General features: G+C 71.3%; 21 protein-coding genes. 10 read left to right on the top strand and 11 right to left on the bottom strand.

Translation table 11 applies throughout. The annotated features are described in order from the left end of the window. Window positions 1-15: 15 nt before the first annotated feature. The 6 genes from AC1ROW_RS11815 to AC1ROW_RS11840 all read right to left on the bottom strand — a co-directional run bounded on the left by AC1ROW_RS11815 (window position 16) and on the right by AC1ROW_RS11840 (window position 8,112). Window positions 16-1,941, bottom strand: coding sequence for a cellulase family glycosylhydrolase (locus AC1ROW_RS11815; RefSeq protein ID WP_493019104.1), 1,926 nt, complete (start codon window positions 1,939-1,941; stop codon window positions 16-18). A gap of 41 nt (window positions 1,942-1,982) precedes the next feature. Beyond that, window positions 1,983-2,822: a carbohydrate ABC transporter permease gene (locus tag AC1ROW_RS11820; RefSeq protein WP_493019105.1), complete on the bottom strand. Its 840-nt coding sequence runs from the start codon at window positions 2,820-2,822 to the stop codon at window positions 1,983-1,985. Next, entirely contained in the window at window positions 2,815-3,786 is a 972-nt protein-coding gene (locus AC1ROW_RS11825; protein WP_493019106.1) for a carbohydrate ABC transporter permease, read from the bottom strand. Before AC1ROW_RS11825 ends, AC1ROW_RS11820 begins: the two co-directional genes overlap by 8 nt. Window positions 3,787-3,854: 68 nt before the next feature. Further along, window positions 3,855-5,159 carry an ABC transporter substrate-binding protein gene (locus AC1ROW_RS11830; protein WP_493019107.1) on the bottom strand — a complete coding sequence of 435 codons (1,305 nt, stop codon included), beginning with the start codon at window positions 5,157-5,159 and terminating at the stop codon, window positions 3,855-3,857. 169 nt (window positions 5,160-5,328) lie between these two features. After that, on the bottom strand, window positions 5,329-6,342 hold the full coding sequence (locus tag AC1ROW_RS11835; RefSeq protein ID WP_493019108.1) for a LacI family DNA-binding transcriptional regulator: 1,014 nt from the start codon (window positions 6,340-6,342) through the stop codon (window positions 5,329-5,331). 159 nt (window positions 6,343-6,501) lie between these two features. Further along, window positions 6,502-8,112: a PucR family transcriptional regulator gene (locus AC1ROW_RS11840; RefSeq protein WP_493019109.1), complete on the bottom strand. Its 1,611-nt coding sequence runs from the start codon at window positions 8,110-8,112 to the stop codon at window positions 6,502-6,504. 90 nt (window positions 8,113-8,202) lie between these two features. On the opposite strand from AC1ROW_RS11840, the gene AC1ROW_RS11845 reads away from it, so the two are divergent. The 5 genes from AC1ROW_RS11845 (at window position 8,203) to AC1ROW_RS11865 (ending at window position 13,920) form a co-directional block, all read left to right on the top strand. Next, window positions 8,203-9,687, top strand: coding sequence for a CoA-acylating methylmalonate-semialdehyde dehydrogenase (locus AC1ROW_RS11845; RefSeq protein ID WP_493019110.1), 1,485 nt, complete (start codon window positions 8,203-8,205; stop codon window positions 9,685-9,687). Window positions 9,688-9,710: 23 nt separating this feature from the next. Beyond that, window positions 9,711-11,123, top strand: coding sequence for an aspartate aminotransferase family protein (locus tag AC1ROW_RS11850; protein ID WP_493019111.1), 1,413 nt, complete (start codon window positions 9,711-9,713; stop codon window positions 11,121-11,123). A gap of 273 nt (window positions 11,124-11,396) precedes the next feature. Then, the gene (locus AC1ROW_RS11855; protein ID WP_493019112.1) at window positions 11,397-12,521 is read left to right on the top strand and encodes an NYN domain-containing protein; all 1,125 of its coding nucleotides are present in this window, start codon (window positions 11,397-11,399) and stop codon (window positions 12,519-12,521) included. Beyond that, window positions 12,518-12,931: a hypothetical protein gene (locus AC1ROW_RS11860; protein WP_493019113.1), complete on the top strand. Its 414-nt coding sequence runs from the start codon at window positions 12,518-12,520 to the stop codon at window positions 12,929-12,931. Before AC1ROW_RS11855 ends, AC1ROW_RS11860 begins: the two co-directional genes overlap by 4 nt. A gap of 53 nt (window positions 12,932-12,984) precedes the next feature. After that, complete coding sequence (locus AC1ROW_RS11865) at window positions 12,985-13,920, top strand: quinone oxidoreductase family protein (RefSeq protein ID WP_493019114.1); 936 nt, start codon at window positions 12,985-12,987, stop codon at window positions 13,918-13,920. Window positions 13,921-13,936: 16 nt separating this feature from the next. Here the strand turns inward: AC1ROW_RS11865 and gad are convergent, their stop codons facing one another. After that, window positions 13,937-15,322 (bottom strand): glutamate decarboxylase, encoded by a 1,386-nt coding sequence (gene gad / locus AC1ROW_RS11870; RefSeq protein ID WP_493019115.1) that lies wholly within the window; start codon window positions 15,320-15,322, stop codon window positions 13,937-13,939. 98 nt (window positions 15,323-15,420) lie between these two features. Between gad and AC1ROW_RS11875 the strand changes: the two genes are divergently transcribed. After that, window positions 15,421-15,879 (top strand): hypothetical protein, encoded by a 459-nt coding sequence (locus AC1ROW_RS11875; protein WP_493019116.1) that lies wholly within the window; start codon window positions 15,421-15,423, stop codon window positions 15,877-15,879. A 38-nt stretch (window positions 15,880-15,917) separates the two neighbouring features. Here AC1ROW_RS11875 and AC1ROW_RS11880 read toward each other — a convergent pair whose 3' ends face one another. From AC1ROW_RS11880 to AC1ROW_RS11890, 3 genes are all read right to left on the bottom strand, one after another. Further along, complete coding sequence (locus AC1ROW_RS11880) at window positions 15,918-16,163, bottom strand: hypothetical protein (protein ID WP_493019117.1); 246 nt, start codon at window positions 16,161-16,163, stop codon at window positions 15,918-15,920. A 69-nt stretch (window positions 16,164-16,232) separates the two neighbouring features. Then, window positions 16,233-16,550 carry a DUF7882 family protein gene (locus AC1ROW_RS11885; protein WP_493019118.1) on the bottom strand — a complete coding sequence of 106 codons (318 nt, stop codon included), beginning with the start codon at window positions 16,548-16,550 and terminating at the stop codon, window positions 16,233-16,235. 1 nt (window position 16,551) lies between these two features. Then, the gene (locus AC1ROW_RS11890) at window positions 16,552-16,917 is read right to left on the bottom strand and encodes a DUF7882 family protein (RefSeq protein ID WP_493019119.1); all 366 of its coding nucleotides are present in this window, start codon (window positions 16,915-16,917) and stop codon (window positions 16,552-16,554) included. Between the two features lie 93 nt (window positions 16,918-17,010). On the opposite strand from AC1ROW_RS11890, the gene AC1ROW_RS11895 reads away from it, so the two are divergent. From AC1ROW_RS11895 to AC1ROW_RS11905, 3 genes are all read left to right on the top strand, one after another. Next, a complete protein-coding gene (locus AC1ROW_RS11895) occupies window positions 17,011-17,256 on the top strand; it encodes a hypothetical protein (RefSeq protein WP_493019120.1) in 246 nt (81 codons plus the stop codon). A 71-nt stretch (window positions 17,257-17,327) separates the two neighbouring features. Then, complete coding sequence (locus AC1ROW_RS11900; protein ID WP_493019121.1) at window positions 17,328-18,743, top strand: MFS transporter; 1,416 nt, start codon at window positions 17,328-17,330, stop codon at window positions 18,741-18,743. 59 nt (window positions 18,744-18,802) lie between these two features. After that, window positions 18,803-19,480, top strand: coding sequence for an MgtC/SapB family protein (locus AC1ROW_RS11905; protein ID WP_493019122.1), 678 nt, complete (start codon window positions 18,803-18,805; stop codon window positions 19,478-19,480). A 63-nt stretch (window positions 19,481-19,543) separates the two neighbouring features. Here the strand turns inward: AC1ROW_RS11905 and AC1ROW_RS11910 are convergent, their stop codons facing one another. Next, a complete protein-coding gene (locus tag AC1ROW_RS11910) occupies window positions 19,544-19,810 on the bottom strand; it encodes a hypothetical protein (RefSeq protein WP_493019123.1) in 267 nt (88 codons plus the stop codon). A 171-nt stretch (window positions 19,811-19,981) separates the two neighbouring features. Between AC1ROW_RS11910 and AC1ROW_RS11915 the strand changes: the two genes are divergently transcribed. After that, window positions 19,982-20,473, top strand: a complete 492-nt coding sequence (locus tag AC1ROW_RS11915; protein WP_493019124.1) for a MarR family winged helix-turn-helix transcriptional regulator — start codon at window positions 19,982-19,984, stop codon at window positions 20,471-20,473. Window positions 20,474-20,475: the final 2 nt, after the last annotated feature.

Raw genomic sequence — 20,475 nt, forward strand, 5'->3', positions numbered from 1 at the left:
TAGCAGAGCGCCCAGTCAGTCCAGTACGACCTCCCGCACCGCGACGCCGTACGGGTCGAGCCGAAGCTCGGCCGACGGCTCGCCCGCCAGCGTCCGCAGCTCCCCCGCCACCTGCGGCCGCACCGTGACCGGCGACGCGTGCTGCGACACGAACACGGCGAAGCGCCGTCCGTCGTCGTGCACGAGGGTGTCGACGAACACCCGCGGGTCGTCGAGGCGCACGTCCCGCTCCACGTCGGCCACTGCGGCCAGCGCGTCGTAGAGCCGCCACGTTTCCTCCGGGTTGCCGCGCGCACGCGCGGAAGCGAAGTACTCCAGCGGGTAGGTAGACAGCACCGCGCGGCCCGCGCCGTGCTCCTTGACCACGATCGCCGGGCGGCCGTGCGCGTCCACCGCGACGACGGTTCCGGAGGTCGCGCGAACCGGCAGGTAGGTCCGGCCGTTCTCGTTCCCTGCGGCGGGGAACGTCAGCACCGTCCCGGCCGGCAACGACCCGAAGTCCGCGACGAACCGGATCGTCGCCGCCTCGTCGGTCACCGGCTCGGCGAGCCCGTAGGCGCTCGCCGGACGGACGCCGAACAGCGCCTCCGTGTTCGTCCACCACGGCCCGCGCTGCACGCCGCTGTCGCCGTGCGAGTACGAGGCGTACACCGTCGCGCCGTCCCGGGCCAACTCCTCCAGCTGCAGCCACGAGGTCGCGCACAGCTGCTTGACCGACGGCAGCAGGTAGAGGCCGTAGCCGACCGGGATGCCGCCGTCCTCCCGCTCCCGGATCACCGCGACCGGGATGTGCGCCTCGTGCGCCGCGACGTACGCCTGCTCGCCGGTCGCGACGATGTGGGCGCGCTCGGTCTCGTTCGTGAACGGGTAGTCCGCCTCCAGGGGCGACGGCACGACGATCGCGGCATCGACCGGGGTGCGCCTGGCGTGCGGGAGGTCGATCGCCGCGAGGTCCGCGGCGAAGCGCGCCAGCTCGCGCAGCGGCGGCTTCGGCGCCCCGTGCCGGTCGGTGATGCCGAAGTGCATCTCGAACGGGTGGTGCGAGTATGGCCGCTGGTCGGCGAGGTCGTCGTAGTCGGTGTTGTTCCAGGCCATCCAACCGGTCGCGCCGGCGAGCAGGGTCGTGTAGAGCAGTTGCCGGTAGTAGGAGGCCGCACCCTCGTCCGAGACGAAGTCGCTGGTCAGGCCGAACTCCTCCATGATGACCGGCAGGCCGACCGCGGACAGCTCCGCGATGTACGCCGCCTTCAGGTGCTGCCGGGTCTGGTCGGTCTCCATCCGGTAGACGTGCGGCCCGACGAAGTCGGTGAACCGCGCGAGGTCGCGCACCGAGAACCCGTTGTCGTGACCGGTCGTCTCGATGCCCCAGGCCCCGTCGCCGACCGCGACCGGCTGGGTGCCGCCTCCCGCGCGCACGGCATCGACCAGCAGGGAGGCCCACGCGTCCACGATCGGGCGCGGCGCCTCCCCGCCGTAGATCGGCATCTCGTTGGTCAGCAGCCAGCCGGCCACCGCGGGATGCGTGGCGAACCGCGCCGTGAGCCCCCGCACGTACCAGGCCTGCCGCCCGACGAACCAGACGTCGCTGTAGAGGTCGCGCCCCTCCCGCCACGCCGGATCCCAGTTCTCGCCCGACATGTGCCCGACCAGGAAGGTCGGCACCGTCGTCATCCCGGTCTCGGTGTGCGCGTTCAGGAAGTCGGCGAAGTTCGCCAGGCACTCCTCGTCGAGCGTGTCCGGGGTGGGGTGGAAGTCGGGCCAGTAGAAGAACGACCGCGTCATGTTCAGGCCGTGGTCGGCCAGCACGCGCAGCTCCTGGCGGATGACCGCCGGGTCGTAGCGCTTCCACATGAGCGGGCCGCCGGTGCGCGACCAGAAGTTGGCTCCGAGCCAGACCACAGGGGTTCCGTCGACGGCGAGGAGGGGCGAGGGGCGGTCCATGATTCCTTTCGGGGGCAGTGTGTTTCCGGCGCTGCCGCGGGTCACTTGACGGCGCCGGCGGTGAGACCGGCGACGAAACTCCGCTGCAGGATGAGGAACGCGACCACGATCGGGATCGACACGACGAGCGAGGCCGCCATGATCTGGTTCCAGTACACGTTGGTCTGCGTCGAGTAGAGCTGCAGGCCGACCGCGAGCGTCCGGTTCTCGTCCGTCGTCATCACCGAGGCGAACAGCACTTCGCCCCAGCTGGTCATGAACGAGTAGATCGCGACCGCGATCAGGCCGGGCTTCGCCGCGGGCAGCACGACGTGCCAGAGCGCGCCCATCGGCCCGGAGCCATCCACCATCGCCGCCTCGTCCAGGTCGCGCGGGATGCCGTCGAAGTAGCCGGCGAGCATCCAGATCGCGAACGGGAGCGCGAACGTCAGGTAGGTGATCACCAGGCCCCAGCGGGTGCCGACCAGCTGGATGCCGACCGCCTGATTGATGTTCACGAAGATGAGGAACAGCGGCAGCAGGAACAGCACGCCGGGGAACATCTGCGTGGACAGCACCGTCGTGGTGAACACGCTGCGGCCCTTGAACCGGTAGCGCGACACCGCGTAGGCGGCGAACACGGCGATGATCAGGCTCAGGACGGTCGCTGCGCTGGCGACGATGACGCTGTTGACGAAGTACGACGCCAGCGGCACCGTCGACCACATGTCGATGAAGGGCTGGAAGGTGATGTTCGTCGGCCACCAGGTGAACGCGCCCTGCACGTCCGACAGCGGCTTCACCGACGAGGTGATCATCACGTAGAGCGGCACCGCCGTGAACAGGGTCAGGAAGACGACCACGACCCAGCGGAAGACTTTGGACGAGACGGTCTCACGCATGGCGGTTCCTCCGGTTGAGCACGATCAGATAGACGCCGGACACGATGAGCAGGAAGATCAGCAGCAGCACGCTCATCGCGGCTCCCGAGCCGAAGTTCCAGGTCAGGAACGACGCGTTGTAGATGTGGAACGAGATCAGGTCGCCCGCCGCGGGTTGCGCGTTGCCGAACAGCACGTAGGGCGTGTTGAAGTCGTTGAACGTCCACAGGAACATCACCAGCAGCAGCACGGCGTTGACCGGCCGCAGCATCGGCAGGGTGATCGACCTCCACTGCCGGAACGGCTTGGCGCCGTCCACCGCGGAGGCTTCGTAGACCTCGTCCGGGATGGACTGGAGGCCGGCCATCAGCATCAGGAAGGCGAACGGCCAGAGCCGCCAGATCGCGACGATCACGATCGACCAGAAGGCGTTGTCGCCGATCAGCCAGAACGGCTTCTGCCCCGGCAGGCCGAGGTTGTCGAACAGGAAGTGGTTGACCGCCCCGGTGTCCTTCTGGAGCATGAACTTCCACGTGATGATGCCCGCGTAGAGCGGCAGCGCGTAGGGCACGAGGAAGAGGGTGCGGAAGAACCCGCGCCCGCGGAACCTCCCCTGCAGGGCCACGGCCGCGGCCATCCCGAGCGCCCAGGACAGCCCGACCACGAGGATCGTGAACCCGCAGGTGATGAGGAACGAGGTCAGCAGGCCGGCGCCGATGGACGTGTTGATGTCCAGCGCGACCTGGTAGTTCTTGAGGCCGACGAACGGCGCCTCGCTCCAGTTGGCGATGAAGAACTTGGTGAGCTGCAGGAAGCTGATCCAGATACCCGTGAGCATCGGGATGACGTGGATGAGCAGCTCGAAGATGATGGCCGGCGCCAGCAGCACCAGCGGAAGCCACCAGCCTTTGGGCCGCTTGCGGCGCGTCTTGGCCGGTGCCGGCGCCTCGGCGGGGCTGGTCCGGACGGATGTCGTCGTCGACATGGAACTCCTTCGGTGGGTGCGGCGGCCGGGCGGGAGGGTGCTCCCGCCCGGCCGTCGCGGTGGCGGCCTCAGCCGCCGATCGACTGCTTCACCTGGTCCTGAGCCGTGCTCAGAGCCGACTTGATGTCGGAGTCGGAGACAGTGCCTCCGGTGGCGATCTTGGCGAACATGGCGTTCATGGCCTTGCCGACGGTGTTCTCGAACTGGTCCTCGGCCGGCACCAGCGGCAGCGGCTTGGACATCGTGTTGTAGATCTTCGTGAACGTCGCGGCCTCGTCCGGGTTGTCGGTGAAGACCGCCTTGGCGCCCTTCAGCACCGGCAGGCTGGAGTACGGCTTGCCGAGGGTCGTCTGGGTCGACTCGCTCGTCATGAACTTGACGAACTCGAGCGCGGCGTCCTTGTTCTTGGTGTTCTTGAAGATCGACAGGTTGATGCCGGCGACGTGGCTGGCGACGGGCTTGCCGCCCTGGGGCGACGGGAACGGCACGACGCCGTACTGGTCGGACTTCATCCCGTTGGCGACGATCGAGCTGTCCGCGTTGTTCTGGCTGAGGATCATCGCGACCTTGCCCGTGGCGAAGTCGTTCACCGCCTGGACGCCGTTGTCGTACTGGGCGTTGGAGGTGTTGACGACCTTGTCGGTCTGCATCAGGTCGAGGTAGCGCTTGACGCCGTCGATGTTCGCCTGGCTGGTGAACGTCGGGTTGCCCTTGCTGTCGAACCAGGAGCCGCCGTTCTGGGCCGAGTTGATGAACGCGAAGTGCGCGTTCTCGGTGTAGCTGCCGGCCGCGAGCGAGAAGGCGTACTGCGTGCCGCTCGTCAGCTTCTTGGCGTCGGCGACCAGCTCCTCCCAGTTGGTGGGCGGCTGCACTCCGGCGTCGGAGAACATCTTCTTGTTGTAGTACAGGCCGTAGGCGAGCCCGTAGAGCGGGACGCTCGTCACGGTCTTGCCCGGGGCGCCGCCGGTCTCGAGGGCGGTCTTCACGAACTTGTCGCTGCCTCCGATCGCCTTCATCTCGCTGTCGCCGAACGGCAGGAACGCACCGGTCGCCTGCAGAGAGGCGGCCCAGGTGTTGCCGATGTTCAGGACGTCCGGGCCCTGGCCGGAGGTGACGGCGGTCTGGATACGCGTCTGCAGATCGTTCCAGCCGATCACCTCGAGCTTGACCTTCACCCCCGTCTTCTTGGTGAATTCGTCGAGCACCGGCGTCAGGACCTGCTTGTCGTTGTCGAGGCTGGTGCCCTGGTTACTCGCCCAGTACGTGATGGTCGACCCGCTGGCCGACGATGTCGAACCGTTGCTGCTGCAGCCCGCCGCCACGAGCGAGATCGTGGCCGCCAGCGCTGCGGCGGCGATGACGCGTTTCCTCATTGTGACTCCTTCGTCTCTTGATGGGCGCTGCCGCTCCCGTCCCCGGGGAGCGCACGTCGCGCCAGGGCGACTATAACTGAACCGGTTCAGTGACCTCAAGCGTTGACACCCCTGGTTTTGGGGGTATATCGGATACGTTTCCGGGCGTGTCGGCGGACGGGGCCGGCGGTCAGCCGGCAGCGCGGACGCTGGTCGAGCGCACGACCAGCTCGGAGGCGCGCGCGGTGCGCGTCGCCGTCTCGACGCCCGCGAGCTCGTCCAGCAGCATCCGCGTGGCACGCCTGCCCTGCTCCTCCGGGAACCGCGCCAGCGCGGTCAGCGGGCGGGAGCCGAGGCGGCAGATCAGGGAGTCGTCCCAGCTCACCAGGGCCACGTCGTCGCGGCCCGCGCGGCCGAGGGCAGCCTGCGCGCCGAGCGCGAGGAGGTCGCTGGAGGCGACCAGCGCGGTCAGCGACGGGTCGCCCGCGTGCGCGGCGGCGATGCGCTCGCCGGCCTCCATGGAGTACTCGGACGGCTCGGAGGCCGCCTCCATCCCGAGCTCGGCGGCGAACCGCGCGATCGCGTCGGCCCGGTCCCGCTCGTGCTCGAGATCCGCCGGGCCCTGCAGGTGCAGGATGCGACGGTGGCCGAGCGCGTGCAGATGGTCGACCAGGATGCGCGCGTCGCCCCGCGCGTCGTAGAGCAGCACGCGCCCCGGCGCGAGGCTCTCGTCGTTGCCGTGCAGCACGAACGCCAGCCCGAGCTCGTCGAGAAGGGCCGGCCGCGGGTCGCCCACGACGATGTCGAAGAGCATCACGCCGTCCACGCGCTGCTCGGCGCTCCAGCGGCGGTAGGCCGCCAGGTCTTGTCCGTCCGAGGTGCCGACCATCCGCAGCAGCAGGGACTGCCCGCTCTCGGCGAGCTCGGCCTCCACCCCGGCCAGCAGGCTCATGTAGTACGGCTCGGTGCCGAGCAGTCCGGGATCGCGGCGCAGCACGATGCCGATCGCGTCGGAACGGGCGCGGGAGAGTGCACGGGCACTGGAGCTGGGATGCCAGCCGAGCTCGTCGGCGAGGTCGAGCACGCGCCGCCGCGTCTCCTCGCTCACACCGGGCTGGCCGTTGAGCGCGTACGACACCGACGCCTTGGACAGGCCCAGCCGGTCGGCGAGGCCGCCGATCGTCACCCGGGCGGCTGACCCCACGTCGTGCTCCTCTCGCGCCGCCGGCCGCTCCAGACGGCCGATCGGGGAAAGAGTACCGCGGACTGACGCGGTTCAGCCTGCGTCACGCCCCACGCGATTCGTGCCGAATGCGGGGAATGACGCGGCGAAACGCGACATTCGTGCCGAATCGCGCGGGGCTCAGCGCCGGACGCGGCGCGCGAGCACGGCGGCGTGCAGCGCGCCGACGGTTTCGCCGTCGTCGAGGTCGAGCCCCAGCAGGTCCTCGATGAGCGCGATGCGCTGGTAGAAGACCGACCGGGACAGGTGACTCGCGGCGGCGGCGCGCGTGCGGTTGCCCGGGTGACTGAGATACGCCCGCAGCACCTCGATCAGGTCGCCGTCGTTGGCGAGGTCGTACTCGATCAGCGGGCGCAGCATCCGCTCGGCGTACTCCTGCAGCCGCGGGTCGTCGCCGAACGCCGTCACCAACCGCAGCAGCGGCCGGCTCTCCGCGCGCTGCACGACGGCGTGCTTGCCCCTGCCGCCGCCGCCACGGCCGGTCAGCTCGACGGCCTCCTCCACCGACGACAGCAGCCCGGGGATCCCGTGCGCGTCCGAACCGACCCCGACGACCGCCGCGTCCCCTCCGGCGAGCGCGTCGGCGACCGCGTCGGCGCCCGGCCGCCCCGGCCGGGACGACACGGCCACCACGAGGAGCCCGGGAGCGGCGGGATGCGGCGCCGCGATGGACTCCGCTCCTGCCGCGCGCGCCGCCTCCAGTGCCCGAGCCGCCGCGTCCGCCTCGACCCGCCCCGACCGGGTGCGCACCGCCACACCGGCCAGCATCCGTTCGGCGACCGGGAAGCCGGACGCCTCGAACCGCGCGGCCATGCCGCCGTCGCCCGCGAATCGCCGGCCGAGCAGCGCGCGCAGCAGCGCGTCGTGGCTGCGGCGCGTCCACTCCTCCTCGTCGCGGTCGGCCAGCCGGCTCAGCGCCAGGGCGACGGCCGCCTGCTCCAGCACGCTCGACCGGCCGGCCGGGTGCGGCTCGCCCGGGAGTGCGACCAGATGGCCCCAGCGCATCCCGCGCGCCTCCACCGGCGTCAGCGTCCAGCCCGGTTCCCCGGCGCCCCGATGCGCGGCCCGCGAGCGCTGCTCCCAGCGCTCCAGCTCGGCCTCGCCGTCGCCGACGTTCTCGGCGACGAGCACCTGGTGGCCGGTGTCCTCCAGCACCACCGGGCAGCCCAGCACGCGCGCCGCCTGCGCCACGATGAAGTCGGCCGGACTGCCGCGCAGGCTGAGCCCGGTGAACAGCTCCCGGATCTCGTCCCTCGCCCGGAGCGCGACGGACTGGTCGTCGATGATCCGCGCGTGCACGGCCTCGGTGACCGCGACGAAGCGCGCCTCGCGGTGCAGGACCACGAAGGGCAGCCCGGCCGCGCGGAACTCCTCCACCAGCGGCGCCGGCGCCTCGGGCAGGCGCTCGCCCAGTTCGAGCACGAGACCGGCGATCCGGGCCTCGACGAGGTCGCGGCCGAGAGCCCGCAGCGCGCGGACGTCGCGCGGCCAGCCGAGCCCGGTCGCCAGCAGCAGCTCACCCCCGGAGACCAGCCGCGCCACGTCCGCGGTCTCGGCGACGTGCACCCAGCGGACGAGCGTGTCGAGGCCGTCCTCGCCGGCGACGACCTCCGGCAGCGCGTCGGCCACCGGGTCCATCCGCAGCACCTCGCGCACGGTCGGCAGGACCATCCGCTCCGCGCCCGGACGAACTGTGTCGTCTTGCCCGAACGCCCGACGATCTGGCCTCATCGTTCGCCCCTCCGCTCTGTGATCATGGGGAATGCAAGCCTACTTCCCCGCCGGGCAATCCGTCCGGCGCAGCACCTCCAGGAGGATCCCGTGGCCCTCATCCGCCACTTCGTGAACGGCGAGGAGTCCGGCGACCCGGCCCGCCTCGGCCCCGTCTTCGACCCCGCGACCGGCGTGCGGCAGCACGACGTCGTGCTCGCCAGCGCCGCAGAGACCGAAGCCGCGATCGCCGCGGCGAAGGCCGCGCTGCCCGGCTGGCGCGCCACAAGCCTGACCAAGCGGGCCGACGTGATGTTCCGTCTCCGCCACCTCCTCACCGAGCGCCGCGGCGAGCTCGCCGCGATCGTGACGAGCGAGCACGGCAAGGTGCTGTCCGACGCCGCAGGCGAGATCGCCCGCGGCCTCGAGAACGTCGAGTTCGCGTCCGGCCTGATCGACAAGCTCAAGGGCGAGTACAGCGAGCAGGTGTCCACCGGCATCGACGTGCACAGCGTCAAGCAGCCGGTCGGCGTCGTCGCCTGCATCACGCCGTTCAACTTCCCGGTCATGGTGCCGCTGTGGATGGTCGCGAGCGCGATCGCGTGCGGAAACACCGTCGTCCTCAAGCCCAGCGAGAAGGACCCGTCGGCCTCGGTCTACCTGGCGAAGCTGTTCGCCGAGGCGGGCCTCCCGGCCGGCGTGCTGAACGTCGTGCACGGCGACAAGGAGGCCGTCGACACGCTGCTCGACTCCCCCGACGTCGCTGCCGTCTCCTTCGTCGGCTCCACGCCGATCGCCCGCTCGATCTACCAGCGCGCCGCGGCCAACGGCAAGCGCGTGCAGGCCCTCGGCGGCGCGAAGAACCACATGGTCGTCCTGGAGGACGCCGACATCGAGGCCGCGGCCGACGCCGCCGTCTCGGCCGCCTACGGCTCCGCGGGCGAGCGCTGCATGGCGGTCAGCGTCCTGGTCGCGGTCGGCGAGGCGGGCGACCGGCTCGTCCCGGCCATCCAGCGCCGCCTCGGCTCCCTCGCGATCGGCCCGGGCACCGACCCGGCCAGCGAGATGGGCCCGCTCATCACCCGCGAGCACCGCGACAAGGTCGCCTCCTACGTGGCGAAGGCCGCGGAGCAGGGCGCGACGGTCGTCGTCGACGGGACGGCGCAGCGGTTCGACACCGATGGCTTCTTCGTCGGCGTGAGCCTGGTCGACCACGTGAAGCCGGGCACCGCGGTCTACGACGACGAGATCTTCGGACCGGTGCTCTCGGTCGTCCGCGTCGACACCTTCGAGGAGGCGGTCGCGCTCGTCAACGCCAACCCGTACGGCAACGGCGTCGCACTGTTCACCCGCGACGGCGGCGCCGCCCGGCAGTTCGAGTTCGACGTGGAGGTCGGCATGGTCGGGATCAACGTCCCGATCCCGGTGCCGATCGGCGCCTACTCGTTCGGCGGTTGGAAGAACTCGCTGTTCGGCGACTCGCACATCTACGGCCCCGAGTCGTTCCACTTCTACACGCGCAGCAAGGTCGTGACGACGCGCTGGCCCGACCCGGTCCACTCGAAGATCGAGCTGGCGTTCCCCGGCAACTCCTGAGCATCTCGAGAGAAGTCACCGATATGACCGACACCATCGACACCACCGTCCGCACCGGCTTCACCGACCGCCGTGGCGTCTCGCACTCCTTCGGGGACGCCGACGCCGAGACCCAGGTGCGCAGCGACGACCGCAGCCACGTCTTCCACTCCTGGAGCGCGCAGGCGCAGATCGACCCGCTGCCGGTCGCCGCGGGGGAAGGCTCCACGTTCTGGGACTACCAGGGCAACGCGTACCTCGACTTCAGTTCGCAGCTGGTCAACCTCAACCTGGGCCACCAGCACCCCGACCTCGTCGCCGCGATCCAGCAGCAGGCCGGTCGCCTCGCGACCATCCAGCCGTCGATGGCGAACGACGTGCGCGGGGAGCTGGCCCGCCGGATCGCCCGGGTGGCGCCGGGCACCCTGAACCGGGTGTTCTTCACCAACGGCGGCGCCGACGCGAACGAGTACGCCGTGCGGATGGCGCGCCGCGTCACCGGACGGCGCAAGGTGCTGTCCATGTACCGCTCGTACCACGGCGGCACCGCGACGGCGATCTCGCTGACCGGCGACCCGCGGCGGTGGGCGAACGAGCCGAGCGACCCGTCCGTGGCGCACTTCTTCGGCCCGTACCTGTACCGCTCGGCGTTCCACTCCACCACCCCGGAGGAGGAGACGCAGCGCGCGCTGGAGCACCTCGAGAGCGTCATCGTCCTGGAGGGCGCGGCCACCGTCGCCGCGATCATCATCGAGACGATCGTGGGCACCAACGGCGTGCTGGTGCCGCCGCCCGGCTACCTCGCCGGCGTGCGGGCCCTGTGCGACAAGTACGGGATCGTCTACATCGCCGACGAGGTGATGGTCGGTTTCGGCCGGGTCGGCGAGTGGTTCGCTGTGGACGCGTTCGACGTGGTGCCCGACCTGATCACCTTCGCGAAGGGCGTCAACTCCGGCTACGTCCCGCTCGGCGGCGTTGTCATCTCGGACGCGATCGCGTCGTTCTTCGACGACGTCTCGTTCCAGGGCGGCCTCACCTACTCCGGCCACCCGCTGGCCTGCGCGGCGGGCGTCGCGACGTTCGACGTGTTCGAGCGCGACGGCATCCTGGAGCGTGTCCGCGACCTCGGCGAGCGCGTCGTGGAGCCCGAGGTCACCGCTTGGCTCGACCGGCACCCGTCGCTCGGCGAGGTCCGCGGCCGCGGCCTGTTCTGGGCGCTGGAGCTGGTGCGCGACCGCGAGACGCGCGAGCCGCTGGTGCCGTTCAACGCCGCAGGCGCGGACGCGGCCCCGATGGGCGAGGTCGCGGCGGCGTGCAAGGCGGCGGGCGTCTGGCCGTTCACGCACTTCAACCGCATCCACATCGCCCCTCCGCTGGTGATCGAGGAGGATGAGCTGCGCCGCGGCCTCGCCGCGATCGACGCCGCGCTCACCGTCGCCGACCGCCACACCCGCTGACTCGCGTGGCGAGCGGAAGAGACTCCGCTCGCCACGCCGCCGCAAAGCAGCCACCGGAGGAGATCGGGCCGTCCCCAGGCCCGATCTCCTCCGTCAGCCACGCGTGCCCGACCTCGCCGCCCACCCCCAGCCCGTCGCTAACAGAGGACTTCCGCCCGCCGCGCACCCCGATCTCCTCCGTTCGCTGCGTTTCTCCGGCGTGTCGCCGCCGAAGTCCTCCGTTGCCGACATGGCGACTGGGGCCGGAGCCGGGCGGCGGGATATCGTGACAGCATGAGCGAACCCGGGGACGGCCGCGTCGCGGTCTATATCGACTTCGACAACATCGTCATCTCCCGTTACGACCAGGTGCACGGCCGCGGCTCGTTCATGCGCGACCGGCAGAAGTCGGGCACGCAGCCCAAACCGGCCTTCGTCGCGAAGCTCGCGGAGGCGCGGGTCGACCTCGGCGCGGTCATCGACTTCGCGTCGTCGTTCGGCACCCTGGTGCTCACCCGCGCCTACGCCGACTGGTCCGCCGCCGTGAACGCCGAGTACCGCGGCCAGCTGGTCGGCCGCGCCGTCGACCTGGTGCAGCTGTTCCCGGCCGCGGCCTACGCCAAGAACGGCGCCGACATCCGGCTGGCGGTCGACGCCGTGGAGGACCTCTTCCGGCTCCCCGAACTCACCCACGTCGTGATCGTGGCGGGCGACTCCGACTACATCCCGCTGGCGCAGCGGATCAAGCGCCTGGGCCGGTACGTGATCGGCATCGGCGTCGCCGGGTCGACCGCGCGCTCTCTCGCGGCCGCGTGCGACGAGTTCGTCAGCTACGACGATCTCCCCGGCATCGCCCGCGACGAGGCGGCCGAGACCGACGTCGCCGCCGCGGAGACCGCCGCCGCGGAGACCGACGCGCTGGAGACCGACGCGGCAGAGACCGACGCGGCTCCGGAGGCCGCCCCCGCGGGCACGTCCCGGGGCCGTTCCGGCCGCTCGGCGACGACCGCAGCCGAAAGCGCGGCCACCGAACAGCCCGCCGACGCCGCCGAGCCTGCGAAGCGTCCCGCCCGCAAGCGCAAGGCCGCGACCACCGAGCCGGAGGCCGAGGAGGAGACCACAGAGGACCCGCAGGTCGTCGCCACCCGCCTCCTCGCCCGCGCGATGCAGCTCGGCCACGAGAAGGACGACACAGAGTGGCTGCACTCCTCGTCGGTGAAGAGCCAGATGAAACGCATGGATCCGTCGTTCAGCGAGAAGGCGCTCGGCTACCGGTCGTTCAGCGACTTCATCAAGTCGCGCAACTACCTGGTCGAGCTCGACGACAGCTCCACCGCCCAGGTGCTCCGGCTCGCGCCCACCCGGTCGCGCCGCGCCCGGCACAGCGGCAAGGCCACCGACACGGTCTCGGCGTCATGACCGGCGAGAACCGTCCCGGCGTCGTGACGGCGGTCGCAGTCCTCTGCTGGCTGGTCGGGACGGTGGAGCTGATCCTCAGCGTGCTGCTGATCATCCTCGCGGCCATCCGCGGCGTCCTCCCCGCCAACGAGACCGGCAACATCCTGGTCTCCACTATCGGCTACCTGATCGTCGCCGTCGCGTACCTCGCAGTCGGATTCGGTGTCTTCCGCGGCGCGGACCTCGCGCGCGTGATCGTGCTCCTGGCGAGCGTGGTGCACCTCGGGGTCGGCGTGTTCACGGCGCTCACCACCCAGCCCGTCGCCGGCATCCTCTCGATGGGACTCGCGGTCGCCATCGCGCTGCCGCTCTGGGTCGGCCGCGGCGCAGCCTGGTTCACCCGCAGCCGCCCACACGCGCCCGCGTCCTGACCGCGCCCGCCACACGGAGCCTCCACCCAGACTCCACGCGTTGACTGGGCGGCATGGCACGAGTGTGGTTGGCAGAGCAGTGGGGTTCCCCCGACACGTGGACGTTCGCCGAGCGGGAGGTCCCCCGTCCGGGACCGGGCGAGGCAAGGATCCGGGTGCATGCCGCCGGTGTCAACCCGGCGGACTACAAGCACGTCGCCGGACCCCGTCCCGGCCTGGAGCTGCCGGTCCCGATCGGCTACGAGCTGGCGGGCGAGCTGGTGGAGCTCGGCCCCGGCACCGAGCTCGCCTCGGGCGGCGGCGCGCCCGGTGACGCCGTGGTCGCGTTCCGCATCCAAGGCGGCTACGCGACAGAGGTCACGGTCCCGGCTGCCGACGTCTTCGCCAAGCCGGCGGCGCTCTCCGACGAGGAGGCCGCCAACCTGATGCTGGCCGGCGCGACGGCGGCGCAGATGCTCGACGTCACGCACGTGGGCGCCGGGGACACCATCCTGGTGCACGGCGCGTCCGGCGCGGTCGGCGTGAGCGTCCTGCAGCAGGCCGCCGAACTCGGCGCGCACGTCATCGGCACCGCGAGCGAGGGCAGCTTCGCGCGGGTGCGGCGGTTCGGCGGCATCCCCGTCGCCTACGGTCCCGGCCTCGCCGACCGGGTGCGGGACGCCGCGCAGGGCCCGATCGCCGCCGCGCTCGACACAGTCGGCACCGACGAGGCGATCGACGTCTCGCTCGAGCTGGTGGAGGACCGCGACCGCATCGTCACGATCGTCGCCTCCGGACGTGCTGAGAAGGAGGGCTTCCACGCGATCTTCGGAGCGCAGCCCGAGAGCGCCGCCTTCCGCGACGCGGTCCGGCCGAAACTGCTGGCGCTCGCCGCCGAGGGACGGCTGCAGGTCCCGATCGCGCGCACCTACCAGCTCGCAGAGGCGCCGGAGGCGCTGCGCTTCCTCGCCGAGGGACACCCGGGAGGGAAGATCGCGCTGCTGCCGTGACGCGCGCGCGGGCCGCTCAGTGGTGGAATGCCACCCGGTCCGGCCCCGGCATCGGCGCCTTCAGCTCGTCCAGCTCCTGCACGCTCGTCCGGATCGCGTCCGACAGGCCGCCCGCCAGGTCGCGGCTGAGCCCGTTGCGCACCACCGCGCGCTGCACCGTCACATCGGTGAGCGCCTCCGGCATCGGATAGGCGGGCACCAGCCAGCCGCGCGTCCGCAGCCGCATCGACAGGTCGTAGAGCGTCCAGGGCGCGTCGTGGCCGGCCTTCAGCTGCCAGGCCGCGACCGGGATGTCGCTGCCGTCCGTCCAGATGTCGAAGCGCCCCAGCGACCGCACCTCGTCGGCCAGGTAGCGTGCGACGTCCCGGGAGGCCGTCTGCACGCGCCTGTAGCCGTCGAACCCGAGCCGCAGGAACTGGTAGTACTGCAACAGCACCTGGGCGCCCGGACGCGAGAAGTTGAGCCCGAACGTGGGCATCGAGCCGCCGAGGTAGCTGACCTTGAAGATCAACTCCTCCGGAAGCAGGTCGGCCTCCCGCCACACCACCCAGCCGATCCCGGGATAGACGAGCCCGTACTTGTGCCCGGACGTGTTGATGGAGGCCACTCGCTCCAGCCGGAAATCCCAGACGATGTCGGGCTGGATGAACGGCGCGACCATCGCCCCGGACGCGCCGTCGACGTGGATGGGGACGTCCAGCCCCGTCTTCTTCTGGATCGCGTCGAGCGCGTCACTGATGGCCTGCACCGGCTCGTACATCCCGGTGTAGGTGACGCCCATGATCGCGACGACGCCGATGGTGTTCTCGTCCACGTACCTTTCGAGCCCTTCGCCGTCGAGCGTCCTGTGGTCGAGCGAGATGGGGACGAACCGCGGCTCCACCTCGAAGTAGTTGCAGAACTTCTCCCAGCACACCTGCACGGCGGCGCTCATCACGAGGTTGGGTTTCTCGGTCGACAGCCCGGCCGCGCGCCGCCGCTGCTGCCAGCGCCGTTTGAGCGCGAGGCCGCCGAGCATGCACGCCTCCGAGGACCCGATGGTGGAGGTCCCGATCGACCGCTCGGGATCCGGCGCGTTCCACAGCCCGGCGAGCATCCGCCAGCACCGCGTCTCGATGGCGGCGGTCTGCGGGTACTCGTCCTTGTCGACGATGTTCTTGTCGACCGCCTCGGAGTACAGCCGCCCGGCCTGATCCTCCATCCAGGTGCCGACGAAGGTCGCCAGGTTCAGCCGCGCGTTCCCGTCGAGCATCGCCTCGTCGTGCACCACCTGGAACGCCGTCTCCGGCAGCGACTCCCCGTCCGGGAGCGTGAACCGCGCGAACTCGGTCGCTTCCCCAGGCCGTGAGAACACGGGATTCAGACCGACGGGCTCCTGGGGGGACTCGTAACCGTGCCGCATGGGGCGAGCCTATGCCCGCGGGCCGGGGAGGCGCAGGGCCGGCGGCTGGTAGTTTCGCCGAAGGGAGGCTCGGGGTCTCTCAGACGGGAGGAGGCGGCATGTCCGAGGGGACCGCGAGACGCGTCGCGGCCGCGGCGACGGTGCTCGCCCCGGCCGCTCTCGCCCTCTGGTTCCGCGCGGCGTGGGGCGCCGACCTCCCGGAGGCCGTCGGCACGCACTGGTCGTCGAGCGGACCCGCCGACCGAGCGACGCCGACGCACGAGTTCTTCGCGGCGACGTTCGCGGTCTCGGCGATCGCCGCGCTCCTCGGCGCGGCCGCGGCTATGCTCCCGCGGCTCCCGGCGCTCGCGACCCGCCTCGTCCTCCTCGCGACCGGCAGCGTCTCCGCGATCGCCGCGGCCCAATGGCTGGTGTCGACCTGGTTGACCCTCCACGCCGGCGACCCGTACCAGGCCGTCCTCGGCGCGTGGATCCTTCTCCTGTTCGCCGCCTTCGCGTACGGGGTGATCCCCCTCCTGCTGGCCCCGCCGCCCCGCGCGGCGCGCACCTCCCCCTGACGCTCGCGGCCGCGCCGTAAGCGCTCATAACCGGTCGCCTATTCGACCTGCAGTTGCGTGCGCGCGGGCGCCGGGCAGATCAGGAACGCGTGACCGTGGTCCCGTTCGATCCCGTGCTCGTCGATCCGGCTGCCGCACAGCGGGCACGTCGCGGCTTCCGTCCTCGGTGCCTCCTGGTCGTAGGGGCCCAGCGGAGGCGGACCGAGGACCGGGAGCAGCTTGGCGTCCAGCCATTCGGCCGCTCGCTCGGCGCGAGTGCCGAGCCGGCCCTCCACCTTGTCCATGCTTCGATGGTAGGCCGGTTGGCGGCCTTCGGGGCTGTCTCGCAGCGGGCGCTCAGCGGCCCCTCACGCCTAGACCGGCCCCCCGCCCTCCACCGAGTCCTCCGGCATGATCACCATTCCCCCGGTGCGCTGGCTCGTCTGCAGCAGCGCCTCCATCCAGCGCTCGTTGAGCGCGGGCGGCCGGGAGCCGTTGAACACGAAGGCCAGCGGGATCTCGCGGCTGATCCAGAGGCTCATCCGGCCGCCGCCCTGCTCGACCGGGACCTCCCAGTTCAGCAGGAAGCTCTCGTGGCGGCGCAGCTTGGTGACCAGCGCGATCTTGACGTGCGAGAGCGTCCTGTCGTCGAACTCGTACTCGCGTCCGGCGCCGTAGATCAGTTTGCCCATCTCAGTCGGCCTGCTTCTTCGCGCGCGACCCGCGATACGTCCCCTCGGGGACTTCCTGGCGGATCTCGGCGCGGAGCTCGTCCTCCAGCATCAGGCCGCCGTTGCCGTTCGCCTTCTCGGTGAGGATCGCCAGCCACTCCCGGTTGAGCTCCGGGAGCGTGTTGTGCGTGAACGCGAACTGGAGGCTGATCGACGGGTCGAGCCAGATCGAGCGGAGGGTCGGCTCGGTGCCGCCCGTGCGATCCGCCCAGATGAGCAGGAATCCCTCGCGCCGGCGCAGCTTCGTGGCGATCACCGCCTGCAGGTGGGCGAGCACCCGGTCGTCGAAGGTGAAGCCGTCGGCTCCGTCGTAGATCAGCGTTCCCATCGGTGTCCTCTCGGGCGTTTCCTCCGATTCTCACTTTCGCCGTCCGCCCGCGCGTCGTCAAGATGTCGCCCCGGCGCGGCGTAGCGTCTGGTCATGGACGCTCTCACGCGAACCATCAAAGCGGCGCTCCTCTACGAGGACCGCCGCACCCTGGACAGCGTCGTGGTCGTGCCCCTGATCGGAGGGTGTCCGCCGGGCGAGATCCGCGTCGCCACCCTCTTCGCCGGCGCGCTCGCCTACGACGTCTACGAACTGGACGACGACGAGCAGTTCTCGTCCATGCCCGCCTACCCGTACCGTTCCACGATCCCGCTCACCACGGCCGACCTCGACGACTGAGGCGGCGCGAGCAGGAGCGAGGGACGCCGCACCGCGCAGGACGCCACCCGCGCCGCGCGTAGGGTGGACGGGTGACCGACGCACCGCCCGACAACGCCCGCACGGGCTGGGCGGTGGCCTCCCTCAGCCTCGGAACGCTGCTCAACCCGCTCAACTCGTCCATGATCGCCGTGGCGCTGGTGCCGCTGCAGCGCGACTTCCAGGTGACGGTGACGACGGTGACCTGGGTGATCACGTCCTTCTACCTGGCCTCCGCCGCGGGACAGCCGCTGATGGGGCGCTTCGCCGACCGGTTCGGGCCGCGCCGGCTGTTCTTGTTCGGGATGCTGGTGGTCGTGCTCGCGTGCGCTCTCACCCCGTTCTCGTCGTCGTTCGCCGCGGTCTGCGTCGGCCGGGTCGCGCTCGCGATCGGGACGGCGACCGCGTTCCCGTCGGCGATCGCGATGCTCCGGACGGTCTCGGCGCGCACCCGCGTCGGGACGCCGCGGCTGCTCGGTCGCATCCAGATCGCCAACACCTCGGGCGCCGCGATCGGACCGGTGCTCGGCGGCGCACTGGTCACCTTCCTCGGCTGGCAGGCGATCTTCTGGGTCAACGTCCCGCTCGCGGTGCTCGCCTTCCTGGGGGTCCGGTTCTTCGCGCCCCGCGACGCGCCGCGTGAGCGTGTTCCGCTGCGCCGGGTGGTGGCGGAGTCGGATGTGCCGGGCATCCTCCTCTTCATCGCGACGCTGACCGCGCTGCTGGTGTTCCTGCTCGACCTGCGGCCGCAGCCGCTCTGGTGGCTGCTCCCCCTGGTGCCGATCGCCGGCGCACTGTTCGTGTGGCGCGAGCTGCGTACAGCGCACCCGTTCCTCGACCTGCGGCTGCTCGGCGCGAACCACCGGCTGCTGATGGTCTACCTCTGCTTCGCGGTGTTCAACACGGTGTACTACTCGGCGTTCTTCGGCCTCCCCCAGTACCTCCAGGAGCACGCGGGGTACTCGGCGGGGGTGACCGGTCTGCTGATGTTCCCGCTGGCGGCCGTGACGATCGCGGTCACTCCCCTTGCCGCGCGGGCGATCGAGGGCGTCGGGCTGCGCCCCACCTTGCTCACCGGCGCCGCGGCCCTGATCGTGGGCGCGGTGCTGCTCGGGTTCGCGGCCGCGACGACGGCGCCGTGGGTGGTGCTGCTGATCACGGCCGCGCTCGGCATCCCCTATTGCGTGGTGAGCATCGGGATGAACCAGGCGCTCTACGCCGCTGCCCGACCACAGGACGCGGGCGTCGCCGCGGGAATCTTCCAGACCTCGCGCTACGTGGGCGCGATCGTGGCGACCACGGTGCTCGGGCTGCTGTTCAGCACGGGGACCACCCCGGCGAGCTGGCTGGCGGCGGTCGGGGTGGCGAGCGCGCTGGCGGTTGTGCACCTGTGCCTGCTGGTGTTCGTGCGACGGCGGTCGCAGCCGGGCGGGGCGCCAGGGGGTGCCACGGAGGCCGCGCCCTCCTAGACTCCGCCCATGAGCGGGAGGGTCCCCGAGCAGGAGCAGGCACGGACCGGGAGCGCAGCATGAGCGGCTGGCTGCCCTCCGGCGCGCTCGTGCCGCAACTCGTGGCGCTGCTGCTCGCCTTCGTGCTATCGGCCGTCATCGGTGTGGAGCGCGAACGCCAGTTCAAGAGCGCCGGATTGCGCACGCACATCCTCGTCGGGCTCGGGTCCGCGCTGTTCACGCTGGTGTCGGCATTCGGCTTCACCACGTTCGGCCTGCCGGCGACCGACCCGGCGCGCATCGCGGCGCAGGTCGTGACCGGCATCGGGTTCGTCGGCGCCGGCGTGATCTTCGTGAACCGCGGCAACGTGGTCGGCCTCACCACGGCGGCGTCGATCTGGATGACCGCCGCCGTCGGCATGGCGTGCGGCGCGGGTCTGCCCCTGCTCGCTCTCGCCGGGACGGCCCTCCACCTCGTCGCGCTCGGCACACTGCCGACCGCCGAGCGACTGATCCGGCAGCGCGGGGAGAGCCGGCTCGTGGTGCGCGTCGACGCGTCCGGCGCACCGCTCGGCGCGGTGATGGACCGACTGGCCGCGGACAACCTTCACACGAGCGTGGAGGACCTCCGCCGGCGCCCCGACCGGGATCTGGAGCTCGCCGTGCACATCCGGGGCACGCGGAAGGAGGCCGACCGCCTCCTCGCTGAGCTGGGCCGCATCGACGGGGTGGTGAGCGTGAAGTCGGGGCGGGCCTAGCGCCCCGGGGCGCGCGGGGACGGAACGCCCCACTGAAGGTGGCAGGGCGCTCCGCCCTGGCGGCTACCCCTTCCCGTCGGACGCAGCGGTCGCGTCGGCCTCCTCGTGCTCCGCCTTCGGATAGTTTCCACTCCGCTGGTGGGTGCTGCGCACGAGGGGCGGTCTCCCCTCGCGCTCGGAGCCCACGTAGGCTCCGACGACCTCGGTGTCGGGGCCGAGGTGCCCCTCTCCTTCGGTGTACTGACCGTGGACGACGCGCCCTTCGGCCGTCTCGGGCTGGGCCTGGGTGTACCGGCCTTCGACCACGTCGCGGTCCTGTGCTTCGACCATGACGATCGCCTCCTTAGTTGCGATAGCGCAATTGTCCCGCAATCGCAACCCGTCCGGTAGGGGTCGCCGGGCACTCGGAGCGTGTTCGCACGTCGGATTCAGGACCGCTCGCGACCGGCCCCCACGCGCGCACTGGTGCGCGCGCGCCGCGATGCACGGTAGAACTGGAGGGTGGACCACGAAGAACAGCACGCGGACGACGTCGACGCGGCCCTCCAGGCGGCCGACGTGATGATGCGGGTCGCCGCCCGGTCGGTGTCCGAAGTCGAGGACATCGTCACCTCGCCGCAGCTCCGGGTGCTCGTGATGGTCGCCACCCGTGGACCGCAGACCCTCGGCGGCGTGGCAGCCGAGCTCGGCGTGCACGCGTCCAACGCGACCCGCACCTGCGAGAAGCTCGTCCGGCTGGGGCTGGTCACGCGGACCGAGGATCCGGAAGACCGGCGCTTCGTGCGCGTGGCGCTCACCCCGGAGGGCAGCGCGCTCGTCGAGCGCGTGATCGGCCACCGGCGCTCGGCCCTCGCCGAGGTGCTCGCGGGGATGGAGCCGGGCGAGCGGAACGCGGCCGCGGCCTCCTTCCGCGCGTTCGCGCTGGCGGCGGGCGACCTGCCGAGCGCGGACGGCCGGTTCACGCTGCTGCTCCCGGGCGCCGCCGGGATCTAGGA

The organism is Leifsonia sp. GW821-FHT13C09, assembly GCF_058806435.1.